Source organism: Gordonia sp. PvP123 (assembly GCF_040547295.1).
In the GTDB taxonomy this organism is placed as follows: Bacteria; Actinomycetota; Actinomycetes; order Mycobacteriales; family Mycobacteriaceae; genus Gordonia; species Gordonia terrae.
The window spans coordinates 61637-80313 of record NZ_JBEPPN010000004.1; the positions used below are offsets into that span (position 1 = coordinate 61637).

General features: G+C 68.3%; 15 protein-coding genes. 6 read left to right on the forward strand and 9 right to left on the reverse strand.

The genetic code is table 11. The features are described from left to right. Positions 1–357 precede the first annotated feature (357 nt). Positions 358–1611, forward strand: coding sequence for a lipopolysaccharide biosynthesis protein (locus ABIC25_RS08135; protein WP_064569796.1), 1254 nt, complete (start codon positions 358–360; stop codon positions 1609–1611). Next, positions 1608–4241 (forward strand): alpha/beta fold hydrolase, encoded by a 2634-nt coding sequence (locus ABIC25_RS08140; protein ID WP_354560881.1) that lies wholly within the window; start codon positions 1608–1610, stop codon positions 4239–4241. The genes ABIC25_RS08135 and ABIC25_RS08140 overlap by 4 nt, the downstream gene beginning before the upstream one ends. A gap of 3 nt (positions 4242–4244) precedes the next feature. Here ABIC25_RS08140 and mshD read toward each other — a convergent pair whose 3' ends face one another. Both mshD and ABIC25_RS08150 read right to left on the reverse strand, forming a co-directional pair. Continuing rightward, complete coding sequence (mshD, locus tag ABIC25_RS08145; protein WP_354560883.1) at positions 4245–5165, reverse strand: mycothiol synthase; 921 nt, start codon at positions 5163–5165, stop codon at positions 4245–4247. Further along, a complete protein-coding gene (locus tag ABIC25_RS08150) occupies positions 5146–5958 on the reverse strand; it encodes a winged helix-turn-helix domain-containing protein (RefSeq protein ID WP_354560885.1) in 813 nt (270 codons plus the stop codon). The genes mshD and ABIC25_RS08150 overlap by 20 nt, the downstream gene beginning before the upstream one ends. Positions 5959–6170: 212 nt before the next feature. Here ABIC25_RS08150 and ABIC25_RS08155 point away from each other — a divergent pair, with 212 nt between their 5' ends. The 4 genes from ABIC25_RS08155 (at position 6171) to ABIC25_RS08170 (ending at position 9528) form a co-directional block, all read left to right on the forward strand. Then, positions 6171–7028: an LmeA family phospholipid-binding protein gene (locus ABIC25_RS08155; protein WP_354560886.1), complete on the forward strand. Its 858-nt coding sequence runs from the start codon at positions 6171–6173 to the stop codon at positions 7026–7028. Between the two features lie 412 nt (positions 7029–7440). Then, complete coding sequence (locus ABIC25_RS08160; RefSeq protein WP_004022023.1) at positions 7441–8280, forward strand: sulfurtransferase; 840 nt, start codon at positions 7441–7443, stop codon at positions 8278–8280. A gap of 5 nt (positions 8281–8285) precedes the next feature. Next, entirely contained in the window at positions 8286–8591 is a 306-nt protein-coding gene (locus ABIC25_RS08165; RefSeq protein WP_004022024.1) for a DUF1416 domain-containing protein, read from the forward strand. 226 nt (positions 8592–8817) lie between these two features. After that, a complete protein-coding gene (locus ABIC25_RS08170; RefSeq protein WP_354560888.1) occupies positions 8818–9528 on the forward strand; it encodes a heme-binding beta-barrel domain-containing protein in 711 nt (236 codons plus the stop codon). On the opposite strand, the gene ABIC25_RS08175 is transcribed toward ABIC25_RS08170, so the two are convergent. The 7 genes from ABIC25_RS08175 to ABIC25_RS08205 form a co-directional block, all read right to left on the reverse strand. Further along, positions 9450–10631 carry a hypothetical protein gene (locus ABIC25_RS08175; RefSeq protein ID WP_354560890.1) on the reverse strand — a complete coding sequence of 394 codons (1182 nt, stop codon included), beginning with the start codon at positions 10629–10631 and terminating at the stop codon, positions 9450–9452. The two genes, ABIC25_RS08170 and ABIC25_RS08175, sit on opposite strands and share 79 nt — an antisense overlap. 17 nt (positions 10632–10648) lie before the next feature. Next, the gene (locus tag ABIC25_RS08180; RefSeq protein ID WP_354560891.1) at positions 10649–12748 is read right to left on the reverse strand and encodes a heavy metal translocating P-type ATPase; all 2100 of its coding nucleotides are present in this window, start codon (positions 12746–12748) and stop codon (positions 10649–10651) included. A 344-nt stretch (positions 12749–13092) separates the two neighbouring features. Further along, the gene (locus ABIC25_RS08185) at positions 13093–13764 is read right to left on the reverse strand and encodes a hypothetical protein (RefSeq protein WP_354560893.1); all 672 of its coding nucleotides are present in this window, start codon (positions 13762–13764) and stop codon (positions 13093–13095) included. Beyond that, positions 13764–14732 (reverse strand): Rv1363c family protein, encoded by a 969-nt coding sequence (locus tag ABIC25_RS08190; protein ID WP_435529062.1) that lies wholly within the window; start codon positions 14730–14732, stop codon positions 13764–13766. Before ABIC25_RS08190 ends, ABIC25_RS08185 begins: the two co-directional genes overlap by 1 nt. Beyond that, positions 14696–16129: an MCE family protein gene (locus ABIC25_RS08195; protein WP_004022033.1), complete on the reverse strand. Its 1434-nt coding sequence runs from the start codon at positions 16127–16129 to the stop codon at positions 14696–14698. The genes ABIC25_RS08190 and ABIC25_RS08195 overlap by 37 nt, the downstream gene beginning before the upstream one ends. Then, complete coding sequence (locus ABIC25_RS08200; RefSeq protein WP_248643470.1) at positions 16129–17406, reverse strand: MCE family protein; 1278 nt, start codon at positions 17404–17406, stop codon at positions 16129–16131. The genes ABIC25_RS08195 and ABIC25_RS08200 overlap by 1 nt, the downstream gene beginning before the upstream one ends. Continuing rightward, a complete protein-coding gene (locus ABIC25_RS08205; protein WP_354560894.1) occupies positions 17403–18677 on the reverse strand; it encodes an MCE family protein in 1275 nt (424 codons plus the stop codon). Before ABIC25_RS08205 ends, ABIC25_RS08200 begins: the two co-directional genes overlap by 4 nt.

Here is an 18677-nt window from a genome sequence, read left to right on the forward strand (position 1 = left end):
GGCTGCTCTTACTTTGTGATCAGCTTCATATGAACCGCCTAAAACGGACTCGCGCAGTCGGATCGGTACGAGCGATGGCCCCCGTGAGATCTGCGCGCCATCCGCCTCGCGCGTCATTTGACACCACTGAGAGGAAAGCCAACTTCAGGATAGGCTACCCTCATCTCGGATCCGCGCGTCCCGCCAGATTCACCGTCCGCCGGATCACGATCGGAGAAGTCAGTGTTCGACGCGCACACGCCGTCTCGACGATCTCCTCGACCGATCGAGACACCGGCGGAATCCGTCACCCGGCGGCGCGTCCGGCCGAGGAGATTCACCAGGAACACCGGAGGGCTCCTCGGCGACCAGACGGGCGTGGGCCTCAACATCATGGCCGTCATGACGTCGAGTCTCGCGACCGGCGTCCTCGGATTCGTCTTCTGGACCATCGCCGCACGTGGCTACACCACCGCCGAGGTGGGTCGGGCGTCCGCGCTCATCACCTCGGCGACCCTGCTGGCCACCCTGTCGAACCTCAGCATCGGCAGCCTCTACGAACGCTTTCTCCCTGTCGCAGGGGGCAACGCGCCCCGGATCATCGCGTCGGGGCGCCTCGTGATCATCGGTGCCGCACTCCTACTCGGACTCGGTTTCGTCTTTCTCGGGCCGGTGGACTCCCTGTTCATGAGCCCGTGGGAAACCTGGCTGTTCCCGCTCTTCGTGGCCGTGCTGGGGATATTCGCCATCCAGGATCAGACCCTCATCGGCCTGGGCCGCTCGCGAACCGTTGCCACGAAGAACATCTCACAGTCGACCATCAAACTGGTCCTGGTGACGGCGTTCATCCCGGTTGCCACCGGATTCGCCGTCTTCTGGGCCTGGGTCCTGCCCGCGGCGGTGATCGCGGCGTGGGTCGGCCTGAGCGCGATCCGTCGTACCGCCCGCTCGATGACCGGCCCGGGCACACTTCCGCGGCCGGGCGAGATCGCCCAGTTCTATGCCGGCTCACTGGGGATCACGGCCGTCGGGGTGGTCGTGCCCCTCATCGTGCCGCTCGTGATCGTCGCTCGCCTGGGAACCGAGATGAACGCCTACTTCTCGATCTGCTGGCTCGTCGTGAACACCGCGGCGATCCTCCTGCACGCAACGTCGGCGCCCTTCGTGGCCAAGGCCGCGGAGCCCGATGCCGATCTCCGGTCGGCAACGATCCGGTTCATGACCCTGTGCGGTGGCGCCGGGGTCATCGGCGGCGTCGTCCTGTTCGTCACCGCGCCCTGGATTCTCGCGATCATGGGACCCCAATACGCCGACGAGGGCACCGATCTGATCCGTCTCATGGCGCTGACCCTGCCGACCGTGTCGTTCGTGACGATCTACACGGCGCTCGCCCGTGTCCGCCGCAAGCTCCGCCTCGCCGTCGGCGTGCAGGGCGTGTTCGGTGTGATCGTGCTGTGCGGCATCGTCTTCGGCGCCGACCACTGGGGCATCATCGGCGTCGGTTACGTCTATCTCACGGCCAACGTCGCCGTCGTGATCCTGCTGCTCGTTCCCGGTCTCCGGCTCATCCGCCAGGCCTTGACCCCCGCCCCCACTGCTGCCGAGCTCTCGGCGAGGACGACCACACCATGACCATCGACTCCACTCGTGGCCTCGTCGCCGCGTTCCCCGCGACCGAGTCCGGCACCGCCCAGCCCGAGCTGGCCGGCGGGCTGGCGCATGCGTTCGCGGCGGCCGCCGACCGTTTCGGGGACGCGATCGCGCTCCGATTGCAGGGCACCGAGATCAGCTATCGCGCGCTCCTCGACACCGCGCGTGGTGTCGCCGGACGGATCCACGAGCTGCAACCCGGCGAGCGGGGTCCGGTGGTCGTTCAGCTCGGCCTGTCCCCGGACACCGTCGCCGTGGTCCTCGGCATCGTCCTGACGCGGCGACCTCTGGTCACGCTCGACACGGCGCTGCCCGCGGACCGGATCGACGCCATCCTCGCCTCGCTGCGCACCCATGGCCGGCCACCGGGCCTGGCCATCGCCGATGACGATCACCTGGACAGGCTGCGCGACTGCGGAAATCGACTCGGACTCATGGTCGCGGCGACGACCGACGTCCTCGTCGACGTTCCATCGGCATCGGATGCGGCCATCCCGTCCGATACCGGCGGGGCCCCACTCCTCCCGACCGACACGGCCTTCGAGGTCACCAACATCCAGTTCACGTCGGGTTCCACCGGAACCCCGAAGGGTGTGCTGCAACCGGGCGCGATATGGTTGTGCGACTCGATGTTTATGCGAGCGCGTTTCGGGCTCGCACACCGCCTGCGCGTCGCCTTGTGCATGCCGATCAGTTTCGGCGGCGGTCTCAATGTGTTGATGGGCTCACTGCTGAGCGGTTGCGATGTCCTCGTCGCCGATCCGCGGCAGGGTACGTCGACCGATTTGCTCGACATGATCGCGGCAGACGAGATCCACACCGTCTTCCTCACCCCGTCGCTGCTGCGCTCGCTCGTTCGCGCCGGCGCGTCGGGCGCAGTGCACCCTGCGTGGGCGACAGTGCAGCGGATCATCACCACCGGCGAACCGCTCACCGGTGAAACTGCCACCGCCACACTCGCGTTGGCACCACAGGCGACCGTCACCAACTGGGCCGGTTCGTCGGAGACCTATGCGATCGGGCACTTCGACGTCCGCGCCGGCGATCCCGCCCGAACCGGGCCGCTGCCCGCGGGCACCCCGGCGCTCCACAAGACGGTGACGATCGACCCGTCCGGTCGGGTGTCGATCTCGTCGCGCTACATCGCTCTCGGTTATCTCGACCCCGCGGGCGACGCCGGCCGGTTCTCGGTCGACGACGACGGCGTGCGGACGTTCCATTCCGGCGACAAGGGACGGTTCGACGGCGACGACCTGATCCTGCTCGGGCGTGCCGACGACGCGGTGAAGATCCGTGGTTACCTCGTCGAGCCGGCCGAGGTCAGCGCCGCACTCCTACGCGAGGGCGACCTCTCCGAGGCCGTCGTGATCGCGCGCGAGACCCCCTCCGCGACAGTGGAACTGATCGCCTACGTGGTCCCCGAAGGCAGCCGGCGCACACCGCCGACCGCCGCCCTGCGTGCCCGCCTGCGGGATGCGCTGCCGCCGTGGATGGTCCCGACGCACATCGTCGAACTGTCCGACCTGCCCCGCAACGCCCGCGGCAAGGTCGATCGCACGGCCCTGCCCGAACCCCGACGGCACATCGAGCCGGTGGCAGGCGAGCTCGAATCGTCCGTCGCCGCGACCTGGGCGCGTGAACTCGCGCTGGACGTCGTCGGTCGGAACGAGAACATCTATGCGCTGGGCGCGGATTCGTTGACGATTCAGCAGATCATGGTGAGCCTGAACTCATCCCACGGCGCATCGCTCACCCAGTCCGACATGGCCTCCGCGCCGACCGTTGCAGAGCTCGCGACGATCATCGCCGACCGCACCGGCGGGTCGGGCACCGGTTCGCGGACCCGGCCGGGCATCCGTCTTGCGCCGACGACGATCCCGCTGCGCCGGGGCCCGGGTTGGCCTGTCTTCTGTTTCACCGGTGCGGGCGCCTCGGCTCTCACCTTCGTGCCGTTCGCCGACCGTATCGGTGAACTCGACGACGCCGGACCGGTGTACGCGTTCGCGCCGCACGGCCTGGACACCCGCGGGGTCCCGGACTGGACGGTCAACGCCGCCGTCCGCCGGCATCTCCGCGACCTCCGCCGACTCCAACCCGACGGACCCTATGTCCTCGTCGGCCACTCACTGGGCGGGTTCATCGCCCTGGAGACCGCACGGCGCCTCGAGTCCGACGGGCATCGTGTCGATCTGGTCGTCGTGGTGGACACATTCGTCCCGCCGCGCGTCCTCCTTCGCGCCAAGCGTGCCGATCCATCCCTCAGCACCACCCCCGTGTACGAGCCGCTTCCACGGAAAGAGCTGTGGCGACGACGTATTCGCGTTCCCCTCGCGGGCGTGGTGAAGACCTCGCCGACGGCCGACGCGCAGGCTCTCGAGGAGCTCGGCGTCCGCGTCGCGCGGCTGCATCGTCCGCGGCCGTATTCGGGGCGGGTCCTGGTGGTGCAGGGCAGCGAGAACCGCGACGAACCGTCGATCTGGCGGCGCCACATCGTGACCGGTGACGTCGACGTCCTCCGCCTCGACTGCAATCATCTGTCCGTGGTTCGCGAACCGCACATCGGCGACGTCATCGATGCCATCGGTTCCGCCCTCGGACGTCGAGGCGCGTGAGACTCAGCCGTAGGCGACGTCGACGGCGTATCGGGTGAACCCGAGGCGCTCGTAGGTGTGCAGCGCGGCGGTGTTGTCGCCCTCGACGTAGAGGTTGATCTCCGAGACTCCCGCGCGCGCAAGGTGATGCAGTCCGGCAAGCGTCAGCAGACGGCCGAGCCCGCGCCCCTGAGCGGCGGGATCGACCCCGACGATGTAGACCTCACCGAGATCGGCATCGTGCCGCTTGGTCCAGTGGAAGCCGAGGAGCCTGCCGGTGTCGTCATCGCCGGCACGGTCGACGGCGAGGAACAGACCTTCCGGGTCGAAAGAGTCGGCCTCGACCCGTTCCCGGATCTGCTCCGGCGACCAGCCGCCCTGCTCGGGATGCCAGTCGAAGGCGGCGTTGTTCACGCGCAGGATCTCGGCGTCGTCGGACGACCCGGCATAGGTCCGCAGCTCGACGGTCGGGTCGACGACCAGTTCGGGGAGTTCGTGACCTGCCCCCACCGGACGGCGCAACTGCAGGAGCTCACGGCGCTTCGTCAGGCCCATCGATGCCGCGAGCGCCACCGCACCGGGCAGGTCGCCGTGCGCCCACACCCGCACGCCGGCCCCCGACTCGGGAACGGGTGCGGCACCGAACGCCGCATCGAGCAACCTCCGGCCGCGCCCCTCACGCCGATGCGCCGGGTCGACGACCGCCTCGATCATCGCAGGCTCACCGTCACGGCCCGGGACGATGACGGCGTAACCCGCTCCTGACCAGACATGGACGGTCGGCGACCCGTCGGGGGCGTCGATCGCCGTGACCGCACCTTCCGACAGCGGTGCGACGCCGTCGGCCGTGGTCGCGTCGCGGACCAGACGACGAGCGAAGTCCGCCACGTCGTCGGGCAGCGCGCCCTGATGGATCTGGATGCGATCAGTTCCCGGCGCTTGCACTGAACTCCTCGTCGAAGGGGTCGGGACCATCCAGGGCACCGTCGAAGTCGTCGGGGCCGGACCCGGCCGGTCCCGCAGGCTCGTCGTCGGACAGGTCGGTGTCCGCCGCCGCGGCCGCGCGACCGCGCGTCGGGCGTACTGCCTTGTACCCGACGTTGCGCACGGTGCCGATCAGCGACTCGTGCTCGCTGCCCAGCTTGGCGCGGAGGCGCCGGACGTGCACGTCGACGGTGCGGGTGCCGCCGAAGAAGTCGTACCCCCAGACCTCCTGCAGCAGCTGAGCCCTGGTGAACACGCGACCGGCGTTCTGCGCCAGGTACTTCAGGAGTTCGAACTCCTTGTAGGTCAGGTCGAGCGGACGTCCGCGCAGGCGCGCGGTGTAGGTCCCCTCGTCGATGACGAGTTCACCCAGCGTGACCTTGCCCGAGGACTCCTCCGCAGCGACCCCGCGGGTACGCACCACGAGCAGGCGCAGCCGGGCGTCGAGCTCGGCCGGGCCGGTACCCGGCAGCAGGAATTCGTCGATGCCCCAGTCCGCGTTGACCGCGACCAGCCCACCCTCGGTCAGCACCGCCGCGACCGGCACCGAGGAGCCGGTGCTGCCCAGCAGACGGCACAGTCCGCGAGCCGCCGCGAGGTCGGCGCGCGCGTCGACCAGCGCGACATCGGCGTTGCCCGCCTCCATGAGTGACGACACCTCGGTCGGAGCGGTCCGTACCGTATGCGCGAGCAGCGACAGCGACGGCAAGACCGACTCCGGATTCGGGTCGGCCGTCAACAACAAGAGATCCACCCAGCACTCCGATCTCGTTCGTCCCCGTCCCGGACCATCCAGATCGCTCACCACGACGTGAACGCCACCCACACCTGCGCTCGGCGATTGTTTACGCCGCCTTACCAACGTGTGCGGGATAGGTGACAGAATAGCGCCACCGGGGCGGTTGGCTGTTAACAAGGCGACCTCGACCGCCGGATGACGACGACGGGGAGGGTGATCGGCCGAGCATGCCGCGCATCCGGAAAGTGCTTGTCATCGGCGTTGTCGCCGCGCTCGCCGCAACGGGGGTCGCGGTCGGCGTCGACGTCGCGGCCGCAGTCCGCGGTGAACACCAGCTCTCCCGCGCCATCGCCCAATCCCCCCGCGTGACTGTCGATCCCGAGGTCACCATCGCCGGGTTCCCGTTCACCTCCCAGTCGTCCGCCGGCCACTTCGCGGGCGCCACCATCGCCGCACGGGGCGTCGAGCTTGCCGGCTGTGAGCCCGCCCGCGGCGTCTGCCGCGGCGAGTTGGGGGCCGCTCTCGGCCCGTTCGACGTCGCCGACGGCAGCGGTTTTACCGCGAGTGATGTTCTCCACACCAGCTCGATCTCGGCCTACACCCGCCTCGACGCCGTCACCCTGGCGCGGTATCTGCGCATCGTCGACCTCACCGTGAGCACGCCAGGGCCGGACGGCAAGGCCGGTGCGGGCGGCCCTCAGGACGGCACCGTCAGCCGCACCAGCGGCGTCGTGTTCACCGGCACCGTCGCGCTGCCGCCGGGCGACGGACTCGATCCCGCCGAGCCACCGTCGGCGTCGGCCTACGACGGACCGAAGGTGCGCGTGAGCGTGTCCGTCGACCTCGGCGTGGTCGACGGCGCACTGGACATCCGGGCCACCGGCTTCTACACCGGCCCCGAACGCCACGTCGAGGCCGAGATCGCGCCCGACATGCGCGCCGCGGTTCTCGACCGGTTCAGCATGACCCTCCCCCGACTGCCCATGGCCTGGGACGTCGCGGCCGAGCGCGCGGAGAGTTTCGGCGGGGACGTCCAGCTGGTCGGCGATTCCGGCCCGGCCGCGGTCCGACCCGACCGCTTCTGACGGTCACCCGAACAGACTCTGAGCAGTTCAGACGGTTGTCGGGGATGCGGGCGCCAAAGGACCCCGGCCGTTGGGGGCCCGATCGACTCTGTTGTACCCTCGTGGGCATGCAGCAGCGCCGTGAGTATCTGCTCACACGACGCCGGGCGATCGACTTCTGTCGTGTCGCCGACTGTTGTTGTCGCACTCGCCGTTGACGGTGTGACCACCCGCGCTGCGTTGGCAGCCGGTCGCCCACACCGTCGATGAGTACGGGGGCGTCTCCACCGAGGTATCGATTCCTCGATTCCGTGCGCCGTCACCCGCGCTCATCACCTCCGCCGAGAACGCGGGAATCCTTCTCGCGTCTCACTGTCTCCACCTCCACCATCTGATCGACGACCATCACAAATGCACCGGAAAGGACACCGCCATGGCACGTTCCGACGTCCTGGTCAGCACCGAATGGGCTGAGCAGAACCTCAATGCCGACAAGACCGTCTTCGTCGAGGTCGACGAGGACACCTCGGCCTACGACGGCGGGCACATCGCCGGCGCCGTCAAGCTCGACTGGAAGACCGACCTGCAGGATCCTGTCCGCCGCGACTTCGTCGACGCCGAGCAGTTCGGCGCCCTGCTGTCCGAGCGCGGCATCGCCAACGACGACACCGTGATCCTCTACGGCGGCAACAACAACTGGTTCGCCGCCTACGCATACTGGTACTTCAAGCTGTACGGCCACAACGACGTCAAGCTCCTCGACGGTGGCCGCAAGAAGTGGGAACTCGACGGCCGTCCGCTGTCGTCCGACTCCGTCAGCCGTCCGGCCACGACCTACAAGGCCGGCGAGCCCGACCTGAGCATCCGCGCGTTCCGCGACGAGGTCGTCGACGCCATCAACGTCAAGAACCTGGTCGACGTGCGCAGCCCCGACGAGTTCTCGGGCAAGATCCTGGCGCCGGCTCACCTGCCGCAGGAGCAGAGCCAGCGGCCCGGCCACATCCCCGGCGCCATCAGCGTGCCGTGGAGCAAGGCTGCCAACGAGGACGGCACCTTCAAGTCGGACGAGGAACTCGCCGAGCTCTACGGTGAGGCCGGCCTCGACGGCTCGAAGGACACCATCGCCTACTGCCGCATCGGCGAGCGTTCGAGCCACACCTGGTTCGTCCTCAAGGAACTGCTCGGTCACCAGAACGTCAAGAACTACGACGGCAGCTGGACCGAATACGGCTCGCTGATCGGCGTCCCGATCGAACTCGGAGAAGGAAAGTAAGAGATATGTGTGCTGCACCCAAGCAGGGACAGAAGCTGCCCGCGGGCGTCGACGTCGAGAAGGAGGTCGTCCTGACCGGACAGGTCACCGACGGCTCGGGTTCGCCCGTCGCCGGCGCCTTCGTGCGTCTGCTCGACTCCACCGGTGAGTTCACCGCCGAGGTCGTGGCCTCGCCCACCGGCGACTTCCGTTTCTTCGCCGCCCCCGGCACCTGGACGCTGCGCGCCCTGTCCGCCGTCGGCAACGGCGACGTGACGATCAGCCCCGAGGGCCCCGGCATCCACGAGAAGGACATCACCGTCTCGAAGTGACGCCGGAGACATCGTCTCCACAGTGACGGCCAGTTCGTCCCGGCAGCCCGGTCACCGCATCCGCGGTGACCGGGCTGTCTCGTTCCGGCCCCGCGAAACGTCCGGGCCGGGCCGGGGTTAGAATTTCCCTCGTGGTCCTCTTCTTCGAAATCCTGCTGATCCTGGCCGCCGTGCTGATCACCTGGTTCGGTGTCTACACCCTGTACCGCCTGGTGACCGACGAGTCGTGACGTCCCCACCCGGCGGCACCACGGCCGACGGCCCACCCGCCCCGGAGCCGTCCGGCGACGGGTCGACAGATGCCGTCTCCGAATCCCGCCGGTCCGGTGACGAGGCGATCAATCAGGCCGAGGCCCGGGCCGTGGAGTCCGGCAGCCGTGAACGCAACGTCCCCACGTGGGACGATCTGCCGCTTCCCGCCGACACCGCCAATCTCCGTCTCGGGGCCGATCTGCATCCGGGCCTGCTCGCACTCTTGCCGCTCGTCGGTGTGTGGCGTGGCGACGGCGAGGGGCACGATCCCGAGACCGACACCGACTATCACTTCGCGCAGCAGGTCGTGGTCTCGCACGACGGTCAGAACTTCCTCGCCTGGGAGTCCCGCTCGTGGTTGATCGACGAGGACGCCGCCTACCAACGGCCCGACCTCCGCGAATCCGGATTCTGGCGGATCGGTGAGGACGACACCATCGAACTGCTGCTCGCCCACGCCGAGGGTTCCGTCGAACTCTTCTACGGCACCCCGCTGAACCAGACCACCTGGGAACTCGCCACCGACGTCGTCATCAAGGCCGAGTCGGGCCGGCGCACCGGCGGTGCCAAACGTCTGTACGGCCTCGTCGCCGACGGCGACCTCGCCTATGTCGAGGAGCGCGTCGACGCCGACGGCGATCTCACGCCGCGGCTGTCCGCCAAGCTCCGCCGCCACGTCGGCTGATCCCCCTCATCGACGCTCCCTGCGCCCCGCACACTCGCCCCAGTTCGGCGGCGCGGCCCCCTGCTCCCTGAGGTGCGAGCGAAGCGAGCCTCGAAGGGTCGCCGATCCGAGAACGCCATGTAGAGATTCCGTTTCGGCAGTGCGCTGTAGACGGGCGATCCGAGCATGACGACGACGGACCCGTACGCGGTTGCCTCACCCGGGCGCCCCGCCCACCCGGGATGCACCGTTCCCGACCGCGACATGTACGGTCCGTGCCCCGCCGTGCCGCCGATGCGGCGTCCGACCACCGAGAACACCTCGGCGCGCGCGGAATGCGGGGACAGGTCGAAACCGACGCGGCCTCCCGGCGGACACTCGACGAAGGTGAGGTCGGCACCGGATCGATGCACCACACCGATCCAGTCGCGGCCGGAATTGCGCACGAGGAACGTCGAACCGCCCGTCCGGTACTGATACGAGATGCCCGCCGCCGCGGCGTCGAGAATCTGTCGGCCCGAGACACCGCCGTTCCACTCCGGACTCCACGGAGTGAGGTACAGGTGGTCGAGGAACTCGTGCCGGGTGGGGATCGGCAGCGTCACCGGCATCACCCGTCCGTCTCGCACCCACACCGCGCCGTACAGGACCGGCCGGCCGTCGGCGGTGCGCGGCGCCTGGACGTAGGTGAGCGAATCCCCCTCCGGCAGAGGGGCTTCCGAACCGGGGATCAGGATGTCGAGATATGTGCGACCGTCCGCGAGCAGGACCACGACGGCCGCATCGCGCTCGCCACGGTTGCCGATGGTGACGCGCTCACCGAAGTCGCCGGACCTGCCCTTGGCGTGGAACAACCCGGCGGCGTGCGGATCGGCGAACTCGAAGCGGGGTGCCACCGCCGTTCCGAAGTCCGGATCGCCCGGACCCCAGTACTGTTCGCCCACCCCGGGTTGATGGCGACCGGGGTTCGCCTCCCCGACCACCGTGGCGATACTCGTGGCCACCATCGCACCTTCTCCTCTCGGCACCCCGACGGGCGCCGTGGACTCGCTGTGTTCCCATTCCAGCGCTTCCACGCCCCGGTCTCGCGAGTACTGCGCTACGCGAATCACCACGCTGGTCACCGGCAACCACGTCCTGTCTACCTGCGCCCGGAGCGCGCTCCCACGGAGCCGGGTCGCAGATCGAGTCGACGCAGCAGCTGCGCGTTCAGCGCCACCACCACCGTCGACGCGGACATCAGGATGGCGCCGACACTCATCGGCAGGACGACACCGATCGGCGCCAGGATGCCGGCGGCCAGCGGTACCGAGACGAGGTTGTAACCCGCTGCCCACCAGAGGTTCTGCGCCATCTTCCGGTAGCTCGCGCGCGACAGCTCGATGACCGACAGGACCGATCGCGGATCGGACGAGGCGAGGATGACCCCGGCCGAACCGATAGCCACGTCGGTCCCGGCGCCGATGGCGATGCCGACGTCGGCCTGCGCGAGGGCGGGCGCGTCGTTGACCCCGTCGCCGACCATCGCCACGCGATGTCCCTCGCGCTGGAGTTCGGCGACAGTGGCCGCCTTGTCCTCGGGCCGGACCCCGGCGTAGACGCGATCGATGTCGAGCCGGCCGGCGACGTCGTCGGCCACGGCCTGCGCGTCGCCGGTGATCATCACGACCTGCACACCGAGGGCATGGAGTTCGTCCACGGCCGCACGCGACTCCGGACGGACCTCGTCGGCGAGCCGGATCGCCCCTGCGACACGCTCGTCGACGAGCACATGCAGGATGATCGCCCCCTGCTCACGCCACGACGACGCGACGGGGAGTTCGTCGAGGCCCTGTTCGTCGAGCAGGTTGGGCCCGCCCACTCGCACCGCGTGCCCGTCGACGGACGCGGACACACCCACCGCAGGTGACGAGGAGAAGCCCTGTGCGGCCGGGAGTTCGATTCCCTCGGCCCGTGCCGCGCGCATGATCGCCGAGGCCAGCGGGTGTTCACTGGCCGCCTCCGCGGCGGCCGCGAGGGTCAGCACCCGACGCCGATCCTGTCCCGGGGCCGGCTCGACCTCGAGGACGGTCGGCTCCCCCTTGGTCAGGGTGCCGGTCTTGTCGAAGAGCACGGCGTCGACATTGCGCATCGACTCGAGCGCGAGCCGGTCCGTGATCAGGACCCCACCGCGGGCGGCCCGCTCGGTGGCGATGGAGACGACGAGGGGGATCGCCAGACCCAGCGCATGAGGACACGCGATGACCAGCACCGTGATCGCGCGGACGACGGCGTCGTCGGGCGACCCGACCGCGGTCCAGACGATCGCGGTCACCACCGCGGCGCCGAGAGCGAACCAGAACAACCACCCGGCCGCGGTGTCGGCGAGCCGCTGAGCGCGCGATGAGGAGGCCTGCGCGTCGGCAACCAGACGCCCGATACCGGCCAGGGCGGTGTCGTCGCCGGTCGCGGTCACGCGGACCCGCAATCCGGAGTCGGTCGCGACGGTACCGGCGACCACGACGTCGCCGATCTCCCGCCGGACGGGGGCGGACTCCCCGGTGACCATCGACTCGTCCATGTTCGCGGAGCCGTCGATGATGGCGCCGTCGGCGGGCACGGATGCCCCGGGCCGGACGATGACCACGTCGCCGACGACCAGGACAGCGGGCGCCACCGTGATGATCTCGCCCCCGTCGACCTTCTCGGCCTCGTCCGGGAGGAGCGCGGCGAGTGAGTCGAGGGCCGATGTCGTCCGGGCCAGTGAACGCATCTCGATCCAGTGACCCAGCAGCATGATCACCACGAGCAGCGCCAGCTCCCACCAGAAGTTCAGCTCGTGGCCGAACAGATGCAGCGTCGAGCCCCAGGAGGCGACGAAGGCGACGGTGATCGCCAGGGCGATCAGGAGCATCATCCCCGGACGACGAGAACGGATCTCGCCGGCTGCGCCGGCGAGGAACGGACGTCCGCCCCACAGGTAGAGCACGGTGCCGAAGAGCGGCGACACCCATCGCACCCAGTCGGCGTCGGGCAGCCCGTAGCCCAGGATGTCGGCGAACATGTCGTTGAAGCCGACGGTCGGGACCGCCAGGACGAGCATGATCCAGAACAGTCGCCGGAACTGCTCGACGTGGTCCCCGTGACCGCCATGGTCGGCGTGCTCATCGTGGCCGCCGTGCCCGTGTGCGGGCTGAGCGCGATGTGCGTGGTCCGCGGTGGGCGACGCCGCTGCACGTGGATGGTCATGATGCGTGTTCATGACCCGAGACTATACCCCCCAGGGGTACCAGCGCCAGGACTACTTCTACCCTGTATGGGTATCCACTCCGTGCACCCCGGACATGGAACGGCCCCCGCATCGCCCTCGATGGGCCTGCGCCGACCGGACCGGGTCGGGATGCGGGGGCCGGGTGACCACCTGGTATTCGCTTGCGCCGACCGACGGGTGGAGTCCCGCCTCGGTGCGACACGAATGCCACACGGTCAACTGCTAACGGATGGTCACCTCACATGTCCGATGAGAAATCACTATCAGACCACCTCCTTCCTTGTGTACCCGCGAACGTACGCCCGATTCCGGCGGGCCGCAACGGATTAACCCGGTCAGGGGGTGGGCACCGGCGCTCCGGCCGGGCCGGGCGCCGGCGTCGGCGTCGCCGCGGGCGACGCCGAACTCGGGCCGGGCACCGGCTTCGCGTCGGGCGGCAGCGACTCCACGACCTCGATCTTCGAGCGGAAGGTGTCGTCGGTGATGACCTCGATGGAGTTGATCATCCAGCGGTCGCCGTCGCGTTTCATGTCGAAGGTCAGCCGCGACGGGTTGATGCTCACGAGTTCCTTGTTGCCTCGGGTCACCGACTGGTTCATGAAGATCAGGACCTGCGAGGTGTCCGCGGTGTTGGTCACCACGCCCGCGTCCTGGATCGTCACCTCGGACACGACCGACTGCTTGCGTACCTCGGCGGCGAGATTGTTGTCGGTGATCAGCTTCGTGTACTCCGGCTTCGCCGGACCGGTGAGCACGCTCATCGATTGATCGATGTGCTCGGTGACGTTCTCGGCGTTGTACCCGAACATCGTCGTCGCATAGTCGCGAGCCGCCGCCAGCGACGACGCCCGCGCGTCCTCGACGGCGCGACCCTGGGTGAAGCGGAACCCGAGGAACGCCGTGACCACGACCGCGGCGACCAGCACCACCCCGAGTGCGATCAGACCCAGACGCCCTTTGCCCATCGCGAATCGCGAACGCGAGGTCGGTGCGGACCCGGACGCCATCACGCCACCCACTCGAAGTCGGTCATCTTCAGGTCCCCGTTGATGCGCGTCATGTCCACACGCCACCGGAACACCTTCTCCTGCGACGGCACCTCGCCGTCGAGAGATCGCTGGTGCCAGCCGAACACCATGATGACCGAGCCCTCGTCGGGTTCGGCCTTGGTGACCGCAGAACTGAGGATCAGCGACCGGGTCTCCAGCTTGCCGTCGCGGACCAGGGCAGCGACCTGCTGGATGTTGTTCTCCACCTCCTGCTTGACCTTGCCGCTCGTGTCCTCCTGCACCGAGGTGAGGGTCTGGTCGACGGTGTCGGGGTTCATGCTGGTGAGGTTCACGAGGACCTGTGACGCGAAGGCCGAGTACTCGGCTCGCAGGTCGTCGGTGCGGTCCTGGCGGGCGATACCGAGCGCGAACACCACGGACGCGATGGCGCACACGACGATGACCACGAGTGCCACCACGACACCTACGATCGTCCGTGGCGAGCGTTGACCGGTTCCGCGGTACCTGATGCGGCGCTTGGCTTTCGGCGCCTGCGCGGCCGACGAGGCGGCTGCCGTCCGGGCGCGTCGACGCTCACGGTAACCGACCGTCTTCTCGACCTCGGACGGGTCGGGCGCGATGGCGGGCACCGCGCCGGCGCCCGCCTCAGCGCCGGACTCGCCGTCCGGCTTGGTGAGCGACACCGACGACGTCGTGTCCGACCTGACCTCGTCGGTTCCGGCCGCCGACTCGTCGGTGCGCCCGTCCGTCGGCGCGGGAACATCGCCGGCGGGGGTCGCCGCGGCCGGCTTCGACGGCTTCTTCCCTGCCGGACGCCCGCGCCGGATCGGCGCCGAACGCACCGGCCGCTTCGCATTTCGGCGATCACCCGTGCCCGCGCGATCCGTGCCCGTGCGATCCGGGGAGGTCGTGCCGGGACCGTCCGGCGTCACGGGGCGACCGTCCCGCTGATCATCGTCTGCCATGTACTGCTCTGTCCCTGCTCATCGCTGCCGGCCCCGGCGTTGTAGGTCTTTCCGTCGGGTCCGATGAAGTTGCCCGAGTCCGGGTCGTATGTCGTCGCGTACACCGCGGGCTCGGCGTCGAAGTCCTTCGGTGTGCCCGGTGTCACGGTACCGGAGGACGCCGGTTGCCATTTCAACCCGAACGGCAGCCCGCTCTGGAAGGGGTCGACCGAACCCGGCTTCGGCACATACCCCGTCGCGCATTCCGCCGGAGTGGGCGCACGGCGTCCCGGGAACTCCGCGCACGGGTAGTTGCGCGCGCCGCGGACGGCGATGTTGGAGTTCTGCGGCACCCGGCACAGCATGCCCGGCGGCAGTTCGCGAGCGGTCTGCTCCGAGGGCCACCGCCAGTCCTCCTTGGGGAGGAACCCGATGTTGCACGGCGGCCGGTCCTGGAAACCGAGCGAGAAGTTCACGTTGGGACCGAACCGGTTGGTGCCGGTGTTCAGTGCCGTGATCAACGAATTGACCAGTCGCGGATAGAGAACGAGGACCTGCTTCCAGTTCGGTAGATACACCACCTGGGTCTTGGCGATGGTGCCCAGATTCGAGACCAACAGCGGGTACGACGCGCCGAGGGATTCGAAGAGTTCCTGGCTCTTCGACGCGGTCGCCGGCCCCTTGCGCAGGATGTCGCCGATCTCGGGCCGGTTCGCGCGGAGCTGATCGGTGAACGCGGTGACGTCCCGGGTCCAGGAGCGGATGGCGTCGGCCGTGCGTGATTGGGTGGCCAGCAGCGGGGCGCCCTGCTCGACCAACTGGATCGTCGTGTCGGTGTTCTTGTTCGCCTCGTCGACGAACAGGACCATCGAGTCGAGCAGTCGCTGAAGCGCCTCGCCGGTGCCGTTGAACGCGACGAAGGCCTCGTCCATCAGCGAGCGCAGACGCGTGTCACCGATCTCGGCGAGCAACCGGTCGGCCTGGTCGAGCATCGACGAGATCTCCACCGGCACCTGGTCGGTCGAGACCGTGGCCCCGTCCTGCAGGAATCCTCCGGACTCCCCTGCCTCGGGGTCCGGTGTGAACTCCACGAACTGCTCGCCGATCGCCGAGACGCTGCGCACCGACGCCGTCGACGATGCCGGGATCTCCGCGCTGTTCTCGATCGTCAGCACCGCTTCGACGCCGGAGTCGGTCAGCTGCACCGAGTCGACCTTGCCGACGTACACGCCGCGGTAACTGACGTTCGCATTCTGATACAGGCCACCGCTGGTGGGCAGCAGCAGCTGCACCTGGTAGCTGCCGACCCCGAACATCGACGGGATGCGGATGTAGAACAGCGCCATCACCACCATCGCGACCACGGTCACGATCGCGAAGATCATCAGCTGCATCCGGACGAATCGCGTGATCTTCATCAGCGGCCACCTCCCGCAGCCGGGACCGGCGTGACCGCGGGCATCTGCGGAATCATGTTCGCCGGAATCGGTTCGGCGGAGTCGGGCATCCGTTCGCCGCCCGGTTGGAGTGGCGCGATGAACGGATTCAGCCCGCGCGCGGCGGCGCCGGCGGGACGTCCGAAGACGCCCTCGGGCCCGGTGACGCCGAGGCTGGCGAACATCGACTTGTCCAGGCGCTCCAGCGTCAGATCGAGCGTGAGGTCCGAGTTCACGTAGTCACCCTTGACGATTCGTCGGATCGTCGGTTCGTAGAACGGGAAGGTCAGCAGGATGTTGAGCGATTGCGTCATCGCGGGACCTGCCGCCTGGAGCTGATCGAGGGCCGGTTCGATCCCCTCCACGATCGTCACGATGTCCTCGGAGTTGGCGTCGAGGATGTCGTTGGCTGTCTTCGACAGAGTGGCGACCGAGCCGAGCGTGTCCAGGAACTGCTGACGCTGGTCGACGAGAAGCTGCAGGATCTGCGGGCTGTCGTCGAGCGCGCGCTCGATGGTGCCGGACTGCTCGTTCATGGTGCGCGACAACCGGTCTAGTCCCTCGGTGGCCCGGATGATGTTGCTCTTCTGCGCATCCAGATCGGCGACGAGTGTGTTCAGTCGCGGGATCAGCTTCTTGATCTGGTCCTCACGTCCGCCGAAGACCTCGCTCATCTCGTGCACGATGTCGCCGATCTGGGACAGACCGCCGCCGTTGAGCACCACCGACAGCGAGCTGAGCACCTGCTCGGTGCTGGGGTAGGTACACGCCGACACCTGTTGTGCCGCATTGATGTCGGGCACCGCGGGCACCGACGGGTCGGTCACGATGTTGGATTGCTCCGGGCATTTGGTGAGGGGGATCTGGTCGCCCGCTTCGAGGCGGCCGCCTTCGGGCTCGGCCGGCTGCACGATCTCCAGGTGCGTCGAACCCAGCGCACTGGTCAACCCCACCATGACGTGCGACCCGCGCGGGACGATCACGCCGTCGTTGAGGCGGATGGTGACCAGCGCATTCCAGTCCTCGACCTCGATGTCGCCGATGCTCCCGACCGTTGCATCGTCGATGAGGACCGGCGCATTGTTGACCAGTCCGGCAGCCGACGGGATCAGGGCGGTGATCTCGTAGGAACCACCACCGGTGCCCTCGGCGCCCGGTACGGGCAGCGAGTTGGGGCCGTCGAAGGAACATCCGGCCAGGATCAGCGCGAGGGAGGCCGCACCGGCGACCAACCCGCCGCGCAGGCGTGCCGGCCTCATCGGTCACCTCCGAACGGGACCAGCAGATCCTCGAGCGGACTGCCTCGGTTGTCGCGTCGGGTCTCGTTGTCCACCCGGGTCACACCGGCATTGGCTCGCGCTCGAACGCTTGCGTCCTGGTACTGGAGCTGACTCGGTGTCGCGTTGCGACCCTGCACCGGATTCGTCAGGAACGGCGGGTAGTTCATCGAGATCGACGACAGGACGGGCGCGAGGATCTCCACGCACTTGTCGACGTCGGCCATCGTGGTGCCGGGTCGTTTGGTCGATTCCATGGTTCCGCACAACAGAGTGATGAGATTTGTTCCCATCCCCAAACCGAAGACACCCGACAGGGATCCCGAAAGCGGGTTGTAGATGTTGTAGAAGTTCGCGAGCTGGTTGGGCGCCGAATGCAGTACGCCACGCACCTGTTCGTCCTTGTCCGCCACGATCTTCGTACTGGCGGCCAGACGCTCAACCGATGACGACAGCGCCGTCTGGTTGGTGTCGATGAAGGTCTGCACATCGGTCATCGCCGCGTCGAGGCCTTTGAGCGCCTCGTCGAGCTCGGTCGTGTTGTCCGCGAGAACGGAACTGACCGAGGCGATCCGGCCGTTGAACTGCACGAGTTGCTCGTGGCTCCCCGACAGGGCGTCGGTGAGTTTCTGCAGGCTCTGGATGGTGGCGAACAGGTCGCCACTGCCGGCTGCAAGGGTGCCGATCACGTCGGACACCTCCCGGATCGACGCGTTGATCGCCTCGCCGTTGCCCTCGAGGTTCTCGTCGAAGACGTTGACCGCCTTGGCCGCCGAGCCCGGATCGGCCCCTTGCGGGCCGATGGCCTCGGTGAGTCGGGTGAGCTGGGCCTTGATGTCGTCCCACTCCATCGGCACCGCGGTGCGGTCCATCGGGATGTCGGCGCCGTCGGACATCTGCGGCCCGCCCGAATAGACCGGGGTCAGCTGCACGAACCGGCCCGAGACCAGACTCTTCGCCACGATGACGGCCTTCGCGTCCTGCGGGATGTCGACGCTGGAGTCCACGCGCAGTTCGACTTTCACGTCGTTCTCGCGGGGGGTGATCGCCGAGACACTGCCGACGTTCACACCGAGCACCCGGACCGGATCCCCCTTGTAGAGGCTGGCGACGCCGGCGAAATAGGCGGTGAAGGTGTTCGTCGTGGATTTGGTGAACACCTTCCAGCCCACGAGGACCAGGGCGACCGCGAGAATCACGGCGAGTACCCCGAAGAGCACCTTGCGTCCGATGGACATACTTCCGACGGTCAT